Below are 16,054 nucleotides of genomic sequence, written 5' to 3'. Positions count from 1 at the left end.
CCTCGGCATCCGCCTCGTCGGCTTCAACTACAAGGACCCGGCCGACGATGCCAAGCGCTGGCTCGCGCAGTACGGCAACCCGTACGACGACATCGTCGCCGACCTGCCCGGCGACGTCGCGATCGACTTCGGCGTGACCGGCGCGCCGGAGACCTTCCTCGTCGACGCGGACGGCATCGTGCGCTACAAGTACATCAGCCCGATCACGCCGCAGGTGATCGCGACCGAGCTGCTGCCGCGCATCGCGAAACTCCAGCAGGAGGCGAGATGACGCGCGTCCTTTTCGCCTTCGCGCTGGCGCTCGCCGCGGCGGCCGCGAACGCCGCGGTCGATCCGCTGCCGTTCAAGGATCGCGCCGAGGAAGTGCGCTTCCAGAACCTGACCAAGCAGCTGCGCTGCCTCGTCTGCCAGAACGAAAGCCTCAACGACTCGAGCGCCCCGCTCGCGGCGGACCTGCGCCGCGACGTGTTCGAGCAGGTGCGCGCCGGCAAGAGCGATGACGAGATCAAGGCGTGGCTGACCGCGCGTTACAGCGACTTCGTGCTGTACGACCCGCCGCTGCGTGGCGGCACGTTCCTGCTCTGGTTCGGGCCGCTGCTCGTGCTCGGCGCCGGCGCCGCGGCGGTCGTGGTGAGCGTGCGCCGGCGCGCGCGCAATGCCGCCCTGCTACCTGCGACGCGCCCCGCGTCGACCGACGCCGAGGAAGACTGGTGATGGCGATCTTCGTGTTGTGCGTGGCGTCGATGATCGCCGCCGCGCTCGCGTTCGTGCTCGTGCCGCTGCTGCGCCATCGCCGCGCCGCCGTCGACGGCGGCGTCGCGACGCGGCAACGGCGCGCGCTCGACGAAGCGCTCGCTGCGGGCGTCATCGACGCCGGCGAACATGCGCGCAAACTCGCCGCGCTCGCGTCCACGATACCGGCGCCGGCGCGGCCATCACGCACCGCGTTCATCGCGCTGCTGCTCGTCGCCTTGCTGCTGCCGGCGTCGGCACTGCTGCTGTACCGCCTCGTCGGCACGCCGCAGGCGCTCGACGCTGCCAACCTCGCTGCGAACGACGGCCAGCGCGCGGCCGACATGGAGCAGGCGATCGCCGCGCTCGCGGCGCGCCTGAAGGAACAGCCCGACGACGCGGAAGGCTGGGCGCTGCTCGCGCGAGCGTACCAGGCCACCGGGCGCGCGCAGGAGTCGCTCGATGCGTATCGCCGCGCGCATGCGATCGCGAAGGACAATGCCGCACTCACGGTCGAGTATGCGCAGGCGCTCGCGGTCGTCGCACCGGGGCATCGCATCGACGGTGAAGCGCGCAGCCTCCTCGACGGCGTGCTGGAGGCCGACCCGGCCAACCAGCGCGCGCTCTGGCTGGTCGGCATCAGCGATTTCCAGGCCGGCCACTACGACGCGGCGATCGCGCGCTGGAACCGCCTGCTGCCGCTGCTCGGACCGGGCGAGGTCGCCGACAGCGTGCGCGAGCAGATCGCGCTCGCACAGGCGCGGCGCGACGGCAAGGAACCACCCGCCTCACCCTCCGCGGTGACCGGCAGCGAGGCGGCGACGACGGGTTCGGCGGCTGCGCCGAACGGCGCGACATCGGCATCCGCACCGAAGCTGACCGTGCAGGTCTCGCTCGATCCGAAGCTCGCCGATCGCCTCGATCCCGCGGCGACCCTGTTCGTGTTCGCGCGCGCGGCGAGCGGCCCGCCGATGCCGCTCGCGATCCAGCGACTGAAGGCGTCGCAGTTGCCGCTCGACGTCACGCTCGACGAGAGCAACGGCATGCTGCCGAACCTCAAGCTCTCGATGTTCACGCAGGTCGTCATCGGTGCACGCGTGTCGAAATCCGGCAACGCGATGCCGCAGAGCGGAGACCTGCAGGTGCTCTCGGCGCCGACCGACGTGCATCGCACGGAGCCGGTCGCGCTCGTGATCGACGAGGTCGTCCCCTGAGCGACGTTGTGCCCATGCAGACGTGACGCATGGGCACGCACGTCGGCGCCCACCGTCACGGTGATCGGCGCTGGCGCGCGTCCGTGCGCGCGCGACCGTTCGCCGTACGCAAGGGTGGCGGCGGCGCTGCCGATTCGAACGCTCCCGCGGCGGCCGCACGCATGAGGCGGCGGAACGTCGGGCACTCAAGGTGGCTCGGCGCGCGGCATGCGACGGCGTGGCGCAGCCCGTCGCGCATCGCGGCGAGCGTGCGGATCGTCGCATCGAGTTCGTCGGCGCGCGCGGCGAGACGCGCGCGATCGATGCGCGGCCGTCCCTGCGCGAAGGTCGTCGCGATCTCCTCGAGCGAAAATCCCGCCGCGCGACCGAGCGCGACCAGTGCAAGCCGGTCGAGCACGGCCTCGTCGTACTGGCGGCGCAGCCCGCGCCGGCCGATCGGCGCGATCAGGCCGATCGTTTCGTAATAGCGCAGCGCCGACGCGGCAACCCCGGAGCGTCGCGACACCTCGCCGATGTCGAGTTCGCGCATGTGCTTGACCTAAAGTGGACTTGAAGTCGTACCTTGCGCTTCCCGCTGCGCACGCGCAAGCCATGGAGACGGAGATGCACCCCGAACGAATCCCCGCGGTCGACCAGGCCGCACTCTGGAACGGCCCCGCCGGCGAGGCCTGGGTCGAGGCCCAGGCGCTGCTCGATGCGCTGTTCGAGCCGCTCGAACGCCGGCTCGTCGACGACGTGCGCAGCCATGGCGCGCGCCGCGTGCTCGATGTCGGCTGTGGCAGCGGCGCGACGACGCTCGCGGCGGCGCGCGTCCTGCCCGCAGGCGGCCGTTGCACCGGCGTCGATGTTTCCGGCGCGATGATCGCCGCGGCACGCACGCGCGCCGTGGCGACAGGCTCGAGCGCGGACTTCGTCGAGGCCGACGCGCAGCGCCACGCATTCGACACGGGCGCGTACGACATGATCGTGTCGCGCTTCGGCCTCATGTTCTTCGACGACCCGATCGCCGCGTTCGCCAACCTGCGCCGCGCCGCGACGCACGACACGCGGCTGTGCGGCTATGCCTAGCGCAGTCCGGCGGAAAACCCGTTCATGACGACCGCCGAGCGCGCCGCACGCCCGTGGCTGCCATCGATGCCGGCCGCCGTGCCGGATGCTCCCGGTCAGTTCGCGTTAGCCACGCGCGCGCGCGTCGCGCGCATCCTCGCCGATGCAGGCTGGGACGATATCGCGGTCGAGGCGCTGGACGTGCCGATGCACTTTCCTGCGGCGGTACTCGAGCGCTATTTCACGCGACTCGGCCCGCTCGGGCGCGCCCTGCCGACGGTCGATGCCACGACGCGCACGCGCATCGTCGCCGCGGTGCGCGACGCGTTCGCGCCGTATGTACGCGGCGATGAAGTGCACTTCGATGCCGCGTGCTGGCGCATCGGCGCGCGCGCGACGTCGGCCCGCGCGGGGGCAACGCGATGAACGCCCTCGCCCTCCACCTTGTCCTGGCCGCATCGATCGGCATCGCCGCGACCGCGTTCATGGACCTGTCCGCGCTCGCGCGGCGGCGCCTGTTCGGCACGCCGCTGGCCGACTACGCGCTGATCGGCCGTTGGCTCGCGCACATGCGGCACGGCCGCTTCCATCACGCGGCGATCGCCCACGCCGCGCCGGTCCGCGGCGAACGCGCGCTCGGCTGGGCCGCGCATTACCTCATCGGCGTCGCGTTCGCCGGCCTGCTGCTCGGCATGGCCGGCACCGACTGGGCGCGCACACCTACCGTGATGCCCGCGATCGCGGTCGGCCTCGGCAGTGTCGCCGCACCGTTCCTGCTCATGCAGCCGGGCATGGGCGCGGGCATCGCCGCGTCGCGCACCCCGAACCCTGCGGCAGCGCGGCGACGCAGCCTCGCCACGCATGCGTTGTTCGGCGTGGGGCTCTACCTCGCCGCCCTGGCAGCGAGCGTGCTCGTTCGCTGAGCCCTGCGCTGACCCGCACTGGTGATGGCTGAGAGCTGAGGGCTGAGGAGGCGTAGCGCGGATCAAGCCGCGCAGCGGCGGATCCGCCCTCATCACTCCACGCCTTCGCACGGCGGCTCCGGCCTTCGGCCTCGAGCCGCCCTACCTTGGACGGCTCGCACTCTCGTGGACGCGGCCAGCGTGAGATCCTGACGGCGCCGCGCATGCGCCCCGACCGCGCCACGCCGGGCACTAGGGTGCGATGGCCTCGTACTCGACCGCGCCCGCATCGCAGGCGCTGCCGCTGCGACAGGCGTAGCCGCGCTGGTCGACCCGCATCGCCAGGCAGCCGTCTTCGGTACCGGCATCGATCGCGAGGCTGCCCGCGCCCGGCAGATACCTGCGCGTCGGGCGGCCATCGCCACCGCGCTCGCCGAGCGCGAGCGCGGCCTTCGTCGCGTGCACGACATTGGTTGCGGCATCGAAGCGGCAGCGGTCGTCGCCCGTGCTGATGCCGCCTTCGGCGTGGTCGAAGCACGAGGCCGCTCGCGCAGCTGCCCTGCGCGATGCTGTTGTAGACGCACAGTTGCACCTGTGAAGCGCTGCCGTAGCCGCCGATCGCGGTGGCGTCGATGCCGCTGGCGATCACGTCGGGGCCGACCACGGTCGTGCGATCAGGCGCAGCACCGTCCGTGCCGCGCTGCCGATAGCCCGCGTGGCCCGCTCGCGGCGATGCCGGCGCTGAACGTGTTGCCGGAGAACGTGCCCTGAGTGACCAGGCGCGCGGCACCGTTCTCGACCAGTGCGTCGCCGCCGGCATCGGACGTGCCGCGGTTGCGCTCGAACGTGGAGCGTCGACGCCGACGACCGCGCCCGAGACGCGGACCCTAACGCGCCCCTCGGCTGGCCAGCATTGTCGAGCGCGACGTTGCGCTCGGCGCCGGTCGCTCCCTGCATCGCTTCCGCCCGATGTCCCCTCACCCGACGGGCGGAGCGCGTTTCGCCGCGAGTCGAGTTGCCCCGACCTACTTCGCCGCTGCAGCGGGCAGCGTCACCTTCGGCGCAGGGGCGAACGGCACGATGCCGAACTTCGGATACGCCTCGGACGGGTAGTAGAACGTGCCGTCCTTGACCACCATCGCGATCTTCTTGATCGCCTTGAGGTCCTTGGTCGGATCGCCCGGCACGAGGAAGAAGTCGGCGAGCTTGCCCTTCTCGATCGACCCCGTGCTCTGGTCGCGGCCGAGGTAGCGCGCGCTCTCGAGCGTCGCGCGCTTGAGGATCTCGGGCGCGGTCATGCCGGCCTTCTGGTACAGCTCGAGCTCGCGGTGATACGTGAACGAGCCGCCGGTGTCGGTGCCGAACACGATGAACACGCCGCGCTCGTGCAGCCGGCGCACGACGTCGACGAGCTTGTCGAACGCGCCGCGATACGCTTCGTCATCGCCTGGAGCGGACGTGTCGGCGAGCTGCTTCATCGCGTCGCGGCGCGCGCCGACCGGCAGGTGGTCGAGGTAGTCGACTGCCCCCGGCGGCACCTGGCCATCGCGATTGAGCAGCAGCATTTCGTGGATGCCGAGGGTCGGATCGATCGCCTTCTTGCCCTTCGCCATGAGGTCGATCGTGTGTTGCACCTTCGGACTGTCGAGGTCGAGCGCCGGCAGGCGCTTGAGCGCGGTCAGGCGGAACAGCGTGCGCGTATCCTCGCCGGGTCCGATCACCCAGCCGAGCGCGAACTGGTTGATGTGCGTCGTCTCGTCGTAGCCGGCCTCGATCATCTGGTCGACCGTCGCGAACGCGGGCACGTGGCCAGTCACCCGCATGCCGAGCTTGTGCGCCTCGGCGACGATCGCCGGGACCCACGCCGGATTCATGCTGTTGTAGACCTTGATCTGCCAGTAGCCGCGCGCGCCGTACCAGCGCACCGCATCGATCGCCTTGTCCTGGCTGTCGACGACGAAGCCGTTGTTTGCGCTGAACGGGCTCTTGCCCTCGATGAAGCCCGAGCGCACGACGTGTGGGCCGGCCGTCTCGCCTTTCTCGATGCGCTGCACGAGCGCGTCGAGCACGGCATTGTCGTTGCCCATGTCGCGCACGGTCGTGATGCCCGCGAGCAGGTTGAGCAGCGCCGCGTTCTGGCCGAGGTGCGCATGCATCTCGAACATGCCCGGGACGAGCGTGCCGCCGGCGCCGTCGATCGCGACCTCGCCCGGCGTCGCCGGGCTGTCCAGTGGTTCGATCGCGGCGATCTCGCGGCCGTTCACGAGCACCGCGACGGGCTCGCCGAGCGCGCCCGTGGCAGAATCGAACACGCGCACGTTGCGGATGCGCACCGGCGCGCCGTAGGCGTGCGCGATCTCGCGCTGGATCGACTCGTAGCGTTCGGTGGTCCAGTCCGCGGCGAGCTTGCGCAGCCGCACTTCTTCTCCCTCGTAGCCTTCGCGCACGAGGATGAACGACGGCGACACCGCGGCGAACAGGCGGTGGTCCGCGTCGAGCAGCATCGTCTCCGGTTGCGTGTCGATGCCGGACAGCTCGTAGCGCGTGACCTGCAGCTTGCCGCCCGCGCCATCGACCTCGAGGGTCGCGCCCTTCTCGAGCCGCAACGTGCCGGCCGGCAGCGCGGGCATGCTGAGGCCCGGCCGCTTCAACAACGCGCGCGCATACACTTCGTCCGACCACTGGCTCGCGCTCTGCGCAACGTAGAGGGCCGGCGCGTCGATCGTCGCCGTGCCCTTGCCGGTCGAATCGACCCAGCTCGCGTTCGCACCGCTGCGTTCGAACGTCTCGTCGACCTTGCTGCCGAACGTGGTCGTGCCCTTGATCGTCCACGCCTGCGGCAGGCCATCCTCACCGAGCGTGACCGTCTCGGCGATGGTCGGGCCGCGGCCGTTGTTCTTGACGTCGTAGTCGACCGTGCTGGTGTCGCCCTTCGTCGTCACGAACACATGGCCGACGTTCTTGCCGCCGAAGATCGCCGTGTAGCGCGCGCCGTCGGCGGCGAAGGCGGACAGTGGCGCGAGCGCGCAGAGGACGGCGAAGGCGAGGCGGGGCTTCATGGCAGATCTCCGGCGCGGCTAGGTGCGGCATTCTGAAGGACGGAGCGTGCGGCCACCAGCGACGAACGTCATGACCGACGCACCCACGCCAGAGCGATCCGCCCCGGCGCTATCATCACGGGGCCTCGCGGAGGAAATCCATGGACATCTGCTCCATTGCCGTCGTCGACAAGCGTCTTCTCGCCATGAAGATCGGCAATGCCCTCGCCGAACGACACGGCAGGAAGCGGCACCATGCCGTCGCCGACATCAGGGCCGCGGCACGTCGCATGCACTTTCCGGAAGCATGGGATTGCTGGGCACTGGCGCTGTACGCATCCGCGCAGGACTTCGCGGGCTACCATCTGCAAACCGGCGAACGATGCGACTATCACGCGATGCACGACAGCATGGTCGCGGCGCTCGCGGACGGCAGCACGAACGCCGTGGACGCCGCTCCCATGCAGGTCGCGGACGCGGCGGAAGTCGGGGGCGAACCGCAGGCTGCCGCGTGGTTCGACAACCTCATGGCGTCGTTCGACCATGGCGATGCGCATTCCGATTCGTTCGGTGATCCGTGACCGGCGCCCCGTTCGGGCGACGTCCACGTCGAGTGAACCGGAGGCTGTCGTGAAATCCATGCGCTGGTTGCTTGTTGCCTTGCTGCTTTCCCCCGCGGGAGTTGTTCAGGGCACCTCGTCGCTCTCATTCGACGGCGGCGGCTACACGGTCGAGCTCGAAATCGGTGATAGCACGCGACCGTTGATCGCCACGGTTCGCTTCCACGCGCCGGGCGACCGTGCGGGTGTCGTGCTCGCGCGCGATTCCGTCACGATCGATGCGTTCGACGTCGCTCGGCAGGTACTCGTCCTGCACCATGTCGCCGGCAAGGACGGCGTCGCCGCATTCACCCTTTCGGTGCACGGCACGGACGCGATGCTAGAAACGGGCGCGCAGCGCGCGACGTCGACGTTCGACTGGTCCATGTGAGGCGCGTGTCGTGTTCGACCGCCGGCTGCCGAGCGGCTTTTGTGGGAACGGCGGCAGCGGCGACGCGCTTGCCGGTGGCAGCCCCCTTCCAGGTGGGCGATCCACGATGGCGCAGATCCGCGCCGTATACAGGCTTGCAATCGCCGCTCGCGATTCCCATGCTTCAGCGATGATCGAGCGCCTGTTCGTCTACGGAACCCTTGCGCCAGGCAAGCCGAATGCGCACGTGCTCGCCGGCGTGCGCGGCACGTGGGAGCCTGCGAGCGTAACCGGTCGCCTGCTCGCGGAAGGCTGGGGCGCCGCGCTGGGCTTTCCCGGCATCGTGCTGGACGATCACGGCGAGTCCGTGCGCGGCCTCGTCTTCAGCTCCGACGAGCTCGCCGCGCACTGGGAGCGGCTCGACGCGTTCGAAGGCGAAGGGTACGAACGCGTGCCCACCGTCGCGCGGCGCGACGACGGCTCGCAGGTCGATGCATACATCTACCGCCTGCGCGAGCTGCCCGCGTGAACGACTCTGTCCCGCCTATTGCACTGGCAGCAGCATCACGACGTCCATCGCTCCCCACGGAAGATCGCCGCCGTTGTGGTGATCCGACCATTCCCGCGGTAGCACCCGCCCGCCTCGACCACCCCAGGAACCATGCACGTGCGAAGCATATTCTCCGCCCTCGCTCCGATTGCCTTGTCCACCGTGTCCGTCCCCGCGTGTGCGTCCGGCCTGTATGCCGTTGCAGCCGAGTTGTCACATGGGGGCCACGTGTTCGCTGCTCCGTCAGCCGTGGTCCGGGAGGGCGAACCGGCGTCCGTGGAGGTGTCCGGCGCCAACCCGTACAAGCTGGAACTCACCGTGAAGGAGCTGGCCGCTGGCCAGATCGAGATCGTTGCGACGGTGGATACATCGCATGGGAGTATTGCGCCGACAGTCGTCGTGCGGCCGGGCGTACCGGCCAGCGTCGATGCCGGCGGGATCGGCCTCGAGCTCACGGTCACCCGGGAGCGGTGACTGACGGTTCGTCCAAGCCGACACCGATCTGTCGGCGTTCGCATCACTCGAGCCAACCATGGGATATCCAGTGGCCAAGGCCGTAGCGTCTCATCCTCATCAAGTGCTGGGCTTCGTCGCGTGGTTGGCGCTGTGCATGGCCGCCAGCGCCGTCGGCGCGCTGGCGTCCGTCAACGCGCGTACCTTCTACGCCAACCTGGTTCGCCCGGAGTGGGCACCACCGGGCTGGGTCTTCGGGCCGGTATGGTCGACGCTCTTCCTGTCCATGGCCATCGCCGCGTGGCTGGTCTGGCGTGCACCTGGCCAGAACAACGCTCGCTTGCTCGCGCTCACCCTCTTCATCGTCCAGTTGGTCACCAACGCGCTGTGGAGCTGGTTGTTCTTCGCCTGGCATCTTGGCGGCGTCGCGCTGGCGGAGGTGCTGTTGCTTTGGCTGCTCATCGCCGCCACGGCCTTCGCTTTCTGGCGCGTCACCAAGGTCGCCGCCCTGCTTCTGCTGCCATACCTTGCATGGGTCACCTTTGCCTCGGCGCTGAACTACATGCTGTGGCGACTCAATCCCGTGATCCTCGGCTGAGCCCGTAGGTTGCCAGGCAACCCCTCTCACCCGGCAACATCGCGTCGGGCTAGACCCGCCCCGGCCTTCGCCTGCACCGCGCCTGGTGCGCCTGTCACGCCTCCGGTCGAACGCATTCCATGGGTGCTTTTCTGTCGATGGAGATGCGTTCGCAGATATCCACTCGTGCCATTGGGCATCCCGATGCCGTTGGTCCGTCCTCCGGCGGGCCATGCGCCGCACATCCGACCTTGTATTCGGGATGTCCGTACGCGGTTGCTGCCGCCGAAATCCCCGGCGCTCGCGTCCGGCTTCGAGCGGATCGCTCTCCCATCCCGCCGATGGCGTAGTGCGATGTGACCGATTCACACAGCCCGGCATTCGTGCGCGGCACGGTGCAAACGGTCGCGTCGCGGCCAGGCGACTCAATCCAGCGGACTGACGACGCCACGGCCGCCGCGATTCAACACGTGCGTATGGATCTGCGTGGTCGACACGTCCTTGTGACCGAGCAATTCCTGGATCGCGCGCAGGTCGTAACCGGCTTCGAGCAGGTGCGTCGCAAAGCTGTGGCGAAGCGCATGCGCGCTCAAAGGCCTGGCGATGCCAGCGGCGCGCCGCGCACGCGCCAACGCACGCGCGAGGACGGCGTCGTCGAGATGATGGCGCCGCTCGGCGCCATCGAGCGGATCGCGCGAACGATGTGCGGCCGCGAACACGAACTGCCAGCCGGCCTCGCGCGCCGCACGCGGGTACTTGCGCGCCAACGCATGCGGCAGGCGTGTCGCGCCGAAGCCTCCCGCGAGATCGGTGGCGTGCACCCGAAGCGAGCGTTCGACCTCGCGCTGCAGCGGCTCGACCAGCGAACGCGGCAGCATCGTGCGACGATCCTTGCCGCCCTTGCCGTCGCACACGAGAATCTCGTTCCGCGCGAAGTCGATGTCCTTGACGCGCAGGCGCAGGCACTCCATCAATCGCATGCCGGTGCCGTAGAGGAGGCTCGCAAGCAGCCATGTGCGCCCGTCCATCGCCGCGAGCAACCGACTGACTTCATCCTTCGACAACACCACAGGCAGGCGGCACGGTCGTTTTGCGCGAACCACATCCTTCAGCCAAGGAAGGTCGATGCGCAACACCTCGCGATACAGGAACAGAATCGCCGACAGCGCCTGGTTCTGCGTGCTCGCTGCGACGCCCGCGTCCGTCGCGAGCCCACTGAGGAACGCCTCGACTTCGGCCGCACCAAGCACGCGTGGATGCCGCCTGACGCTGGCGAAGATGAACCGGCGGATCCACCCCACATACGCCTGCGCGGTGCGCAGGCTGTAGTGCTTGAGGCGGATCCTGCGTCGAACCTCGTCCATAAGGCGCGGCGCGGGCGATGACTCCGAAGAACCCATTACGCCCTCGTTTCCGGATGCGTATTCCATTACGCCCTCGCTCCGGGGGTGTGGCAACGGAGTGTGAGGGCACCGGCACTGCGCCTGCGACGGCGCAAGTCACTGACATTGTGTACGAATATGTCTTGACGCGACTTCCACGCAACGCGCAGGATGCAATGCAACGCCCCGCATATGGGGTCTATTTGTAGTTAGGCCGCAAAGGGAGATACAGGTGTCGGTAAAATCAAAACTTCGCAATGCTCTCCGCGCAATCGACGACGCAGCGTCGGCACTGCGGCGAGCGCGAAGCACGTAGATCCTGACAGCGAGCATCAGATTCGCCGCGCAATGAGAGAGCTCGACGACGCAGAGCGCGACATCAAGCGGGCGATTAGTGAAGTTCCTGATGACTGAGCGGCGGTCTAACAGTTCGTTCAAGGCGGACGGCTGCGCCGCCGCTTAACTCAAGCGTTAGGCCTCATGTGGAGGGGCGTCGCATCGTGCAGCACTTTGCCAGCTTGGCCGAGGTCAGCTTGTTGGTTTGCGCGTTAGTGCACGTCGCCGCCACCTCGGCGCTGCTTCGTTGCGTGCCCCGTGAAGCGGCCGAGCACAGTGACCTGTTCAACCAAACGGTCGCTATTTTTACGAGAACTCCGGGGCTCAAAACACGCTATCTGGCGCCTTGGACCAGCTCTCCCGTTCTTGGTGCGTACGGCAAGATGGCAACAATACTCATGTTTATCGCTCGGGCTTCTGCACTAGCCGGTGTGCTGTCGCTTGCCGCTGTCTCGGTGGGTGGGCTACGGCTGGTTTTCGGCTGAGGCCTAACAATTCGTCCAAGCCGACGCCGCTTCGCGGCGCGGCTTAACTCAAGCGTTGGACATCGCATGCCACTTCCGCAGAATTTCCTCGAGTCCCTGTCCTGCCCGCACCCGAAGGTCGTGTTTGAACGGCTACTCAAAGGCGAGAAGGAAAGCGGTGCAACGATATGGGCATGGAAGAACGAAGTCAGCCCCGCAGACCTCTACTGCTACCTGGGGGCGCGATTCGGCCGACCCAATGGACCTCAGAATTTCTTTCGTGCAGATGACTCGGACAACCTAATCCATTGGGATTGGGTTCTCGATCACCCCGAAGGGGTTCTGCACATCTTCGGGATGAACTTTAGAACTGAGGTATGGATCACTGGAGTTCCAAACACGACTGATATTGAACGGTTAGAACTGGCCACTCGAATAAAGGCAGACTTCAAGAACCATGGACCGCAAATCGCAAAAGTCCGCGCCTCACTTGAGAAGTGGACGGAGTTCGTAAATCCATACCAACGCCTCCGCCGCTCTGTTGAAAAGATGCTGTTGGACATTCGGGAACTCGATCTGAAGCCTGAGACGGAGATGTTGCCCGATCCCACCAGCGCCAACGAGCCCGCAATCGATGAATGGTCTGCAATCCTGGCCCGATACAGCAAAGGACTGGGCCTCTGCTTTGGTGTGCGTTCCATGCTCCCGGTGATGGCGGAGGCCTATGTCAACTTCCTGCTTTTCGTTCTCATGCGACCTGAATACAAGAATGACGAACGACTCAGGGAAAACGCGCTTCGCCAACCCATCGATGTAAGAGTGAAGAGCCTGCACATGACGTGCGTTGGCTTTGCAAAGCCAATCGACTACGCGAGTACGGAGTGCAAGGCGTATCACAACCTGGTCAACGAAAGGAACGACCTTCTCCATGGAAACGTAGTTCTAGAAAAGCTTCGATTCAACGAGGTCTACTTCCACGGGAAGGTGCCGGTCTTCAAAGAGTATCGGAGCATGTGGGAGCGATCAGTGGGGGTAGAAATCGGCGCAGTTGGGCTTCCCCGCCTTGAGCAAGAAGTTCAAACCGTTAAATCCTTTATCGAGTACTTGACTACCTGTATGCGACCCGAGATCAAGAAGCAGATTGATCTCATGTGCGAGAAGAGAGAGCTAGGCTGGAATCAGCAGAACGGCCGTATCGGGGTACTGTTTCCGGATCACCTAGTCGACATGCACATGTCCTTCAAGCAAGCCGAAGCAGACGTCGATCCTCAAGGCGATGTCTAACCCTTCCATCGAGAGGACGTCACCCGGCAAGCCGGGTGCCGCCTCTCATGTCAAACGTTGGACCCCATGACCGTTTCGTTTCGATTTTGGTGCTCCACTTGCGAGGAGGAGCATGTTGGCATTCCGGCATGGGGCTGGGACGACCCATTGGGCTACTTCATGGTGCCAGAGCAGGAACGGGAGGAGCGGTGCTTCCTCACGTCCGATCTCTGCGTCGTCGATGATGAGGCGTTCTACATCCGCGGCTGCTTAGAGATTCCCATAAATGGCACCGATGACCTCCTGTCGCTAGGAGTCTGGGTGTCTGTTTCGGAGAGCGCCTTCATGGAGTATCAAGATCTTCTGGGCGCCCAGACTCGGTCTAGCCATGGTCCGTACACCGGCCGGCTCGAGGCAGCCATATCCACCTACTCCGATACCGGCGATCTGATGGTGTCGTTGCAGGTTCGTGACAAAAGCATTCGGCCGCTGATCCAGTTGGAGCCAAGCGACCATCCCCTCTACCTTGAGCAAAACGAGGGCGCGTCAGATCAGCGCGTCGTCGCGCTGTACGACCACTTCATGCATCCGCGTGCCGCGGTCTAACTATGTGTTGCAGCGGACGCTGGGGACGTCGTACGTTTCAACCAACCACAGCGGCCCGGCGCCGCTGAACACGGCGTTAGGCGGCTATGGCGAGAAAATCGCATGTGTGGTTCTGGCTAGGTGCGGTCTTGAGCCTGTTCGCTTGCCTGTACTGCGCGCTTTGGATTCTCTCCGCGGCAAGCCTAGCGTCTGGCTACTGCGGCGATAGGTTCTCGCTATTCGCAGAAGAGTTCCGGTGTCGCCAGGCGCACATTGCCATGCTGCTCACGCTCGGCTTCGGCTTACTATCTGGCTACATGGGTTGGCGGGCAGTTCGCGCACGTCGTCGCAGCGCCGCCTAACAATTCGTGTATGGACTCCCCTTGCAAGTGACCGAGTGATTTCGCTTCTGGCAAGCGGTGCGATTGCAGTCGTGTATTCGGCCTTGGGGTGAGCAGTAGGTGCTCGGGCCATGATGGAATCCGCCGGGACGAAGCCACACGTTCAATCGGCCGCTTAGGGCCAGAAGTGTTATCGGCTTTCTCGTCCCGGGGACCGACTCGTTTGCCATCGACGTTTCGCTCGGTGCAACGCGGGGTGGGGAACTCAGTGGGTCGTCGGCGCGACGGGCGCGCTGACGTGATCGGGATCGAAGGATGGCGGTGATGCTCGGCGGCCCACAGGCGCCGTGCCTGCTTGTTGGCGAGGGCGACGGCGGCCTTGTTGTGGCCGATGCGTTCGGACAGCGCGAGTGCCCAGGTGCGGGTTCGATCGAGCGGTTGCTTCTTCTTCGCAGCGACCTTCGCGCTGCGCAGCACGGCGCGTGCGCCGTGGATGAGCAGCATGCGCAGGTACACATCGCCGCGTTAGGTGACGCGTCCAAGCCGGCGTGTGTTGCCGCTGGAGTACTCGCGCGGGGTGAGACCGAGCGAGCTGGCGAAATGACGCCCGGACGGGAAGCGGTCGAAATCGCCCACGGAGGCGCTGAGCGCGGTCGCGGTGATCAGACCGACGCCGCCGGCGCGCTGCAGCCGCTGGCTGCGCAGGTCGCGTTCGAGGAAGGGTTGCAGATGCACTTCAATGGCGAGCACGTCCTGCTCGGCCGTGGCGATCGCCTCGAGCAGTGACCGGAGCGCGTCGCGCAGGCTCATCGGCAGCTCGTTGTCGGCGTCTTCCAGTGCGGCGAGGACGGCGGGCCGCACTTTCGCCGCGCCCGGCGGCAGGAGGATCCCGAATTCCCGCAACAGGCCCCGCACGAGGTTGATCGCCGCGGTGCGCTGCGCCTTGTGGAACTCGCGCACGCGGTGCAGCCCCTGGATGCCTTGCTGCTCCGGAGTCTTGACCGGAACGCGCCGGATCGATGCGCAGCGCGCGGCTTCGAGCAGGCCCGCGGCATCGGTGCGATCGGTCTTGTTGCGACGCACGTAGGGCCGAACGTCGTGCGCAGGCAGCAGCTCGACGGCATGTCCGAGTCGCGCGAAGCGGCGTGCCCAGTAGTGCGCCGAACCGCATGCTTCCATCACGACGTGGAGCGGCGGGCGGTTGTCGAGCACGCGCGCGAACGCCGTTCGATTCAGGCGGCGCCGCTCGACGATGCGCGCATCGGGATCGGCAGGCGCGCTAGTAGTGATATCGCAGTTGAGCGATAAGCAGGTCGCCGTTGGCGACCTTGTAGATGATCCGATGCTCGTCGTTGATTCGTCGGGACCAATATCCCGCAAGTGCGTGCTTTAGCGGCTCAGGCTTGCCGGTTCCTTCAAACGGATCCCGACTGATCTCTTTGATCAGTCCGTTGATCCGTTGCAGCAACTTCTTATCGGTCTTCTGCCAATAGAGATAGTCATCCCAGGCTTCATCCGAAAAGATCAGCCTCATGGAGCCAGCTTCCGTTCCTTGCCCTTGCCGCGCTCGAGTGCCGCAATAGATTCAAGCAGGCGCTTCGCGTTCTTGGGAACGCGGAGCAGATAGGCGGTCTCCTCCATGGCGTTGAAATCGTCCAAGGAGATCATGACCACAGCCTGCTGGCCGCTGCGGGTGATGATGATAGGCTCGTGATCCTCGCAGACCCGGTCCATGGTGTCGGCTAAATTGGCACGGGCTGCGCTGTAGGTAATGGCGTCCATTGGCACCTCCGATATGTACAATATACTGTACAATAGCAATTTGCCGATGTCCAGCGGCGCGCCTAACTCAACGGACTGCCGGTGTCGCGGTTGCGCTAAGATCGTGACGTCGCGGCGGCAGCCGCTTAGCTCAAGCGTTAGGGCTAATTTGTGCGCGAAGCAAAGGTCGACTATCTTCAGGTTGCACAAAACGATCCCGGTCGCGGGTTGGTGGCATGCTCTTGGCAGCCCTGGTGCTGACACAACTTTACGCGCTGTTCGTTTCAATTCGCTCAAACTATCAGCCCAGCCCTACCGCTGTTGGCTTCTACCTCTTGCTCGTCGGGTCCATTTTTTTGGCCAGTTACTTCTTCAGTCGCAAGAGCTTTCTGTTCCGTTGGTTCTTGTGGTTCTGCGAGCATGCCTCGGTGCCGTCGAGC

General features: G+C 66.2%; 21 protein-coding genes and 1 pseudogene. 15 read left to right on the top strand and 7 right to left on the bottom strand.

Annotation, left to right across the window (positions count from 1 at the left end; all coding sequences use genetic code 11):
- The 3 genes from ACTHK2_RS16235 to ACTHK2_RS16225 form a co-directional block, all read left to right on the top strand.
- Positions 1-271: redoxin domain-containing protein (locus ACTHK2_RS16235; RefSeq protein ID WP_440246760.1), on the top strand; the 271-nt coding region annotated here is incomplete at its 5' end.
- Entirely contained in the window at positions 268-714 is a 447-nt protein-coding gene (locus ACTHK2_RS16230; RefSeq protein WP_440246759.1) for a cytochrome c-type biogenesis protein, read from the top strand. The genes ACTHK2_RS16235 and ACTHK2_RS16230, both read left to right, overlap by 4 nt.
- The gene (locus ACTHK2_RS16225; protein WP_440246758.1) at positions 714-1,946 is read left to right on the top strand and encodes a tetratricopeptide repeat protein; all 1,233 of its coding nucleotides are present in this window, start codon (positions 714-716) and stop codon (positions 1,944-1,946) included. Before ACTHK2_RS16230 ends, ACTHK2_RS16225 begins: the two co-directional genes overlap by 1 nt.
- 55 nt (positions 1,947-2,001) lie before the next feature.
- Here the strand turns inward: ACTHK2_RS16225 and ACTHK2_RS16220 are convergent, their stop codons facing one another.
- On the bottom strand, positions 2,002-2,475 hold the full coding sequence (locus ACTHK2_RS16220; protein ID WP_440246756.1) for a helix-turn-helix domain-containing protein: 474 nt from the start codon (positions 2,473-2,475) through the stop codon (positions 2,002-2,004).
- A gap of 74 nt (positions 2,476-2,549) precedes the next feature.
- Between ACTHK2_RS16220 and ACTHK2_RS16215 the strand changes: the two genes are divergently transcribed.
- From ACTHK2_RS16215 to ACTHK2_RS16205, 3 genes are read left to right on the top strand one after another with little or no spacing between them, the layout of a single operon-like run.
- Positions 2,550-3,014, top strand: a complete 465-nt coding sequence (locus ACTHK2_RS16215; protein ID WP_440246755.1) for a class I SAM-dependent methyltransferase — start codon at positions 2,550-2,552, stop codon at positions 3,012-3,014.
- A gap of 24 nt (positions 3,015-3,038) precedes the next feature.
- Complete coding sequence (locus tag ACTHK2_RS16210; protein ID WP_440246754.1) at positions 3,039-3,419, top strand: hypothetical protein; 381 nt, start codon at positions 3,039-3,041, stop codon at positions 3,417-3,419.
- A complete protein-coding gene (locus ACTHK2_RS16205; RefSeq protein WP_440246753.1) occupies positions 3,416-3,916 on the top strand; it encodes a DUF2938 domain-containing protein in 501 nt (166 codons plus the stop codon). The genes ACTHK2_RS16210 and ACTHK2_RS16205 overlap by 4 nt, the downstream gene beginning before the upstream one ends.
- A gap of 231 nt (positions 3,917-4,147) precedes the next feature.
- Here the strand turns inward: ACTHK2_RS16205 and ACTHK2_RS16200 are convergent, their stop codons facing one another.
- On the bottom strand, positions 4,148-4,360 hold the full coding sequence (locus ACTHK2_RS16200) for a choice-of-anchor Q domain-containing protein (protein ID WP_440246752.1): 213 nt from the start codon (positions 4,358-4,360) through the stop codon (positions 4,148-4,150).
- A gap of 560 nt (positions 4,361-4,920) precedes the next feature.
- Positions 4,921-6,954 (bottom strand): amidohydrolase family protein, encoded by a 2,034-nt coding sequence (locus tag ACTHK2_RS16195; RefSeq protein ID WP_440246751.1) that lies wholly within the window; start codon positions 6,952-6,954, stop codon positions 4,921-4,923.
- A 140-nt stretch (positions 6,955-7,094) separates the two neighbouring features.
- On the opposite strand from ACTHK2_RS16195, the gene ACTHK2_RS16190 reads away from it, so the two are divergent.
- From ACTHK2_RS16190 to ACTHK2_RS16170, 5 genes are all read left to right on the top strand, one after another.
- The gene (locus ACTHK2_RS16190) at positions 7,095-7,514 is read left to right on the top strand and encodes a hypothetical protein (RefSeq protein ID WP_440246750.1); all 420 of its coding nucleotides are present in this window, start codon (positions 7,095-7,097) and stop codon (positions 7,512-7,514) included.
- Between the two features lie 49 nt (positions 7,515-7,563).
- Positions 7,564-7,923: a hypothetical protein gene (locus ACTHK2_RS16185; protein ID WP_440246749.1), complete on the top strand. Its 360-nt coding sequence runs from the start codon at positions 7,564-7,566 to the stop codon at positions 7,921-7,923.
- A 169-nt stretch (positions 7,924-8,092) separates the two neighbouring features.
- The gene (locus ACTHK2_RS16180) at positions 8,093-8,431 is read left to right on the top strand and encodes a gamma-glutamylcyclotransferase family protein (RefSeq protein ID WP_440246748.1); all 339 of its coding nucleotides are present in this window, start codon (positions 8,093-8,095) and stop codon (positions 8,429-8,431) included.
- Positions 8,432-8,605: 174 nt separating this feature from the next.
- On the top strand, positions 8,606-8,926 hold the full coding sequence (locus ACTHK2_RS16175; RefSeq protein WP_440246747.1) for a hypothetical protein: 321 nt from the start codon (positions 8,606-8,608) through the stop codon (positions 8,924-8,926).
- 136 nt (positions 8,927-9,062) lie between these two features.
- The gene (locus tag ACTHK2_RS16170) at positions 9,063-9,503 is read left to right on the top strand and encodes a TspO/MBR family protein (protein WP_440246761.1); all 441 of its coding nucleotides are present in this window, start codon (positions 9,063-9,065) and stop codon (positions 9,501-9,503) included.
- A 404-nt stretch (positions 9,504-9,907) separates the two neighbouring features.
- Here ACTHK2_RS16170 and ACTHK2_RS16165 read toward each other — a convergent pair whose 3' ends face one another.
- A complete protein-coding gene (locus tag ACTHK2_RS16165) occupies positions 9,908-10,846 on the bottom strand; it encodes an integron integrase (RefSeq protein ID WP_440246746.1) in 939 nt (312 codons plus the stop codon).
- A 518-nt stretch (positions 10,847-11,364) separates the two neighbouring features.
- On the opposite strand from ACTHK2_RS16165, the gene ACTHK2_RS16160 reads away from it, so the two are divergent.
- The 3 genes from ACTHK2_RS16160 to ACTHK2_RS16150 all read left to right on the top strand — a co-directional run bounded on the left by ACTHK2_RS16160 (position 11,365) and on the right by ACTHK2_RS16150 (position 13,533).
- The gene (locus ACTHK2_RS16160) at positions 11,365-11,685 is read left to right on the top strand and encodes a hypothetical protein (protein ID WP_440246745.1); all 321 of its coding nucleotides are present in this window, start codon (positions 11,365-11,367) and stop codon (positions 11,683-11,685) included.
- Positions 11,686-11,751: 66 nt separating this feature from the next.
- A complete protein-coding gene (locus ACTHK2_RS16155; protein ID WP_440246744.1) occupies positions 11,752-12,948 on the top strand; it encodes a hypothetical protein in 1,197 nt (398 codons plus the stop codon).
- Positions 12,949-13,014: 66 nt separating this feature from the next.
- Positions 13,015-13,533, top strand: coding sequence for a DUF2199 domain-containing protein (locus tag ACTHK2_RS16150; RefSeq protein ID WP_440246743.1), 519 nt, complete (start codon positions 13,015-13,017; stop codon positions 13,531-13,533).
- A gap of 585 nt (positions 13,534-14,118) precedes the next feature.
- On the opposite strand, the pseudogene ACTHK2_RS16145 reads toward ACTHK2_RS16150, so the two are convergent.
- The 3 genes and pseudogenes from ACTHK2_RS16145 to ACTHK2_RS16135 all read right to left on the bottom strand — a co-directional run bounded on the left by ACTHK2_RS16145 (position 14,119) and on the right by ACTHK2_RS16135 (position 15,635).
- A pseudogene (locus ACTHK2_RS16145) lies at positions 14,119-15,143 on the bottom strand (IS110 family transposase).
- Positions 15,133-15,387: a Txe/YoeB family addiction module toxin gene (locus tag ACTHK2_RS16140; RefSeq protein ID WP_440246742.1), complete on the bottom strand. Its 255-nt coding sequence runs from the start codon at positions 15,385-15,387 to the stop codon at positions 15,133-15,135. Before ACTHK2_RS16140 ends, ACTHK2_RS16145 begins: the two are co-directional and overlap by 11 nt.
- Positions 15,384-15,635, bottom strand: a complete 252-nt coding sequence (locus ACTHK2_RS16135) for a type II toxin-antitoxin system Phd/YefM family antitoxin (RefSeq protein WP_440246741.1) — start codon at positions 15,633-15,635, stop codon at positions 15,384-15,386. The genes ACTHK2_RS16140 and ACTHK2_RS16135 overlap by 4 nt, the downstream gene beginning before the upstream one ends.
- A gap of 215 nt (positions 15,636-15,850) precedes the next feature.
- Between ACTHK2_RS16135 and ACTHK2_RS16130 the strand changes: the two genes are divergently transcribed.
- The coding region (locus ACTHK2_RS16130; protein ID WP_440246740.1) for a hypothetical protein at positions 15,851-16,054 on the top strand (204 nt) is incomplete at its 3' end.

Origin of the sequence: Dokdonella sp. (assembly GCF_051958935.1) — a bacterium.
In the GTDB taxonomy this organism is placed as follows: domain Bacteria; phylum Pseudomonadota; class Gammaproteobacteria; order Xanthomonadales; family Rhodanobacteraceae; genus Dokdonella_A.
The sequence above is the reverse complement of the archived record's forward strand: the minus strand, read 5'-3'. Positions and strand labels throughout refer to the sequence as shown.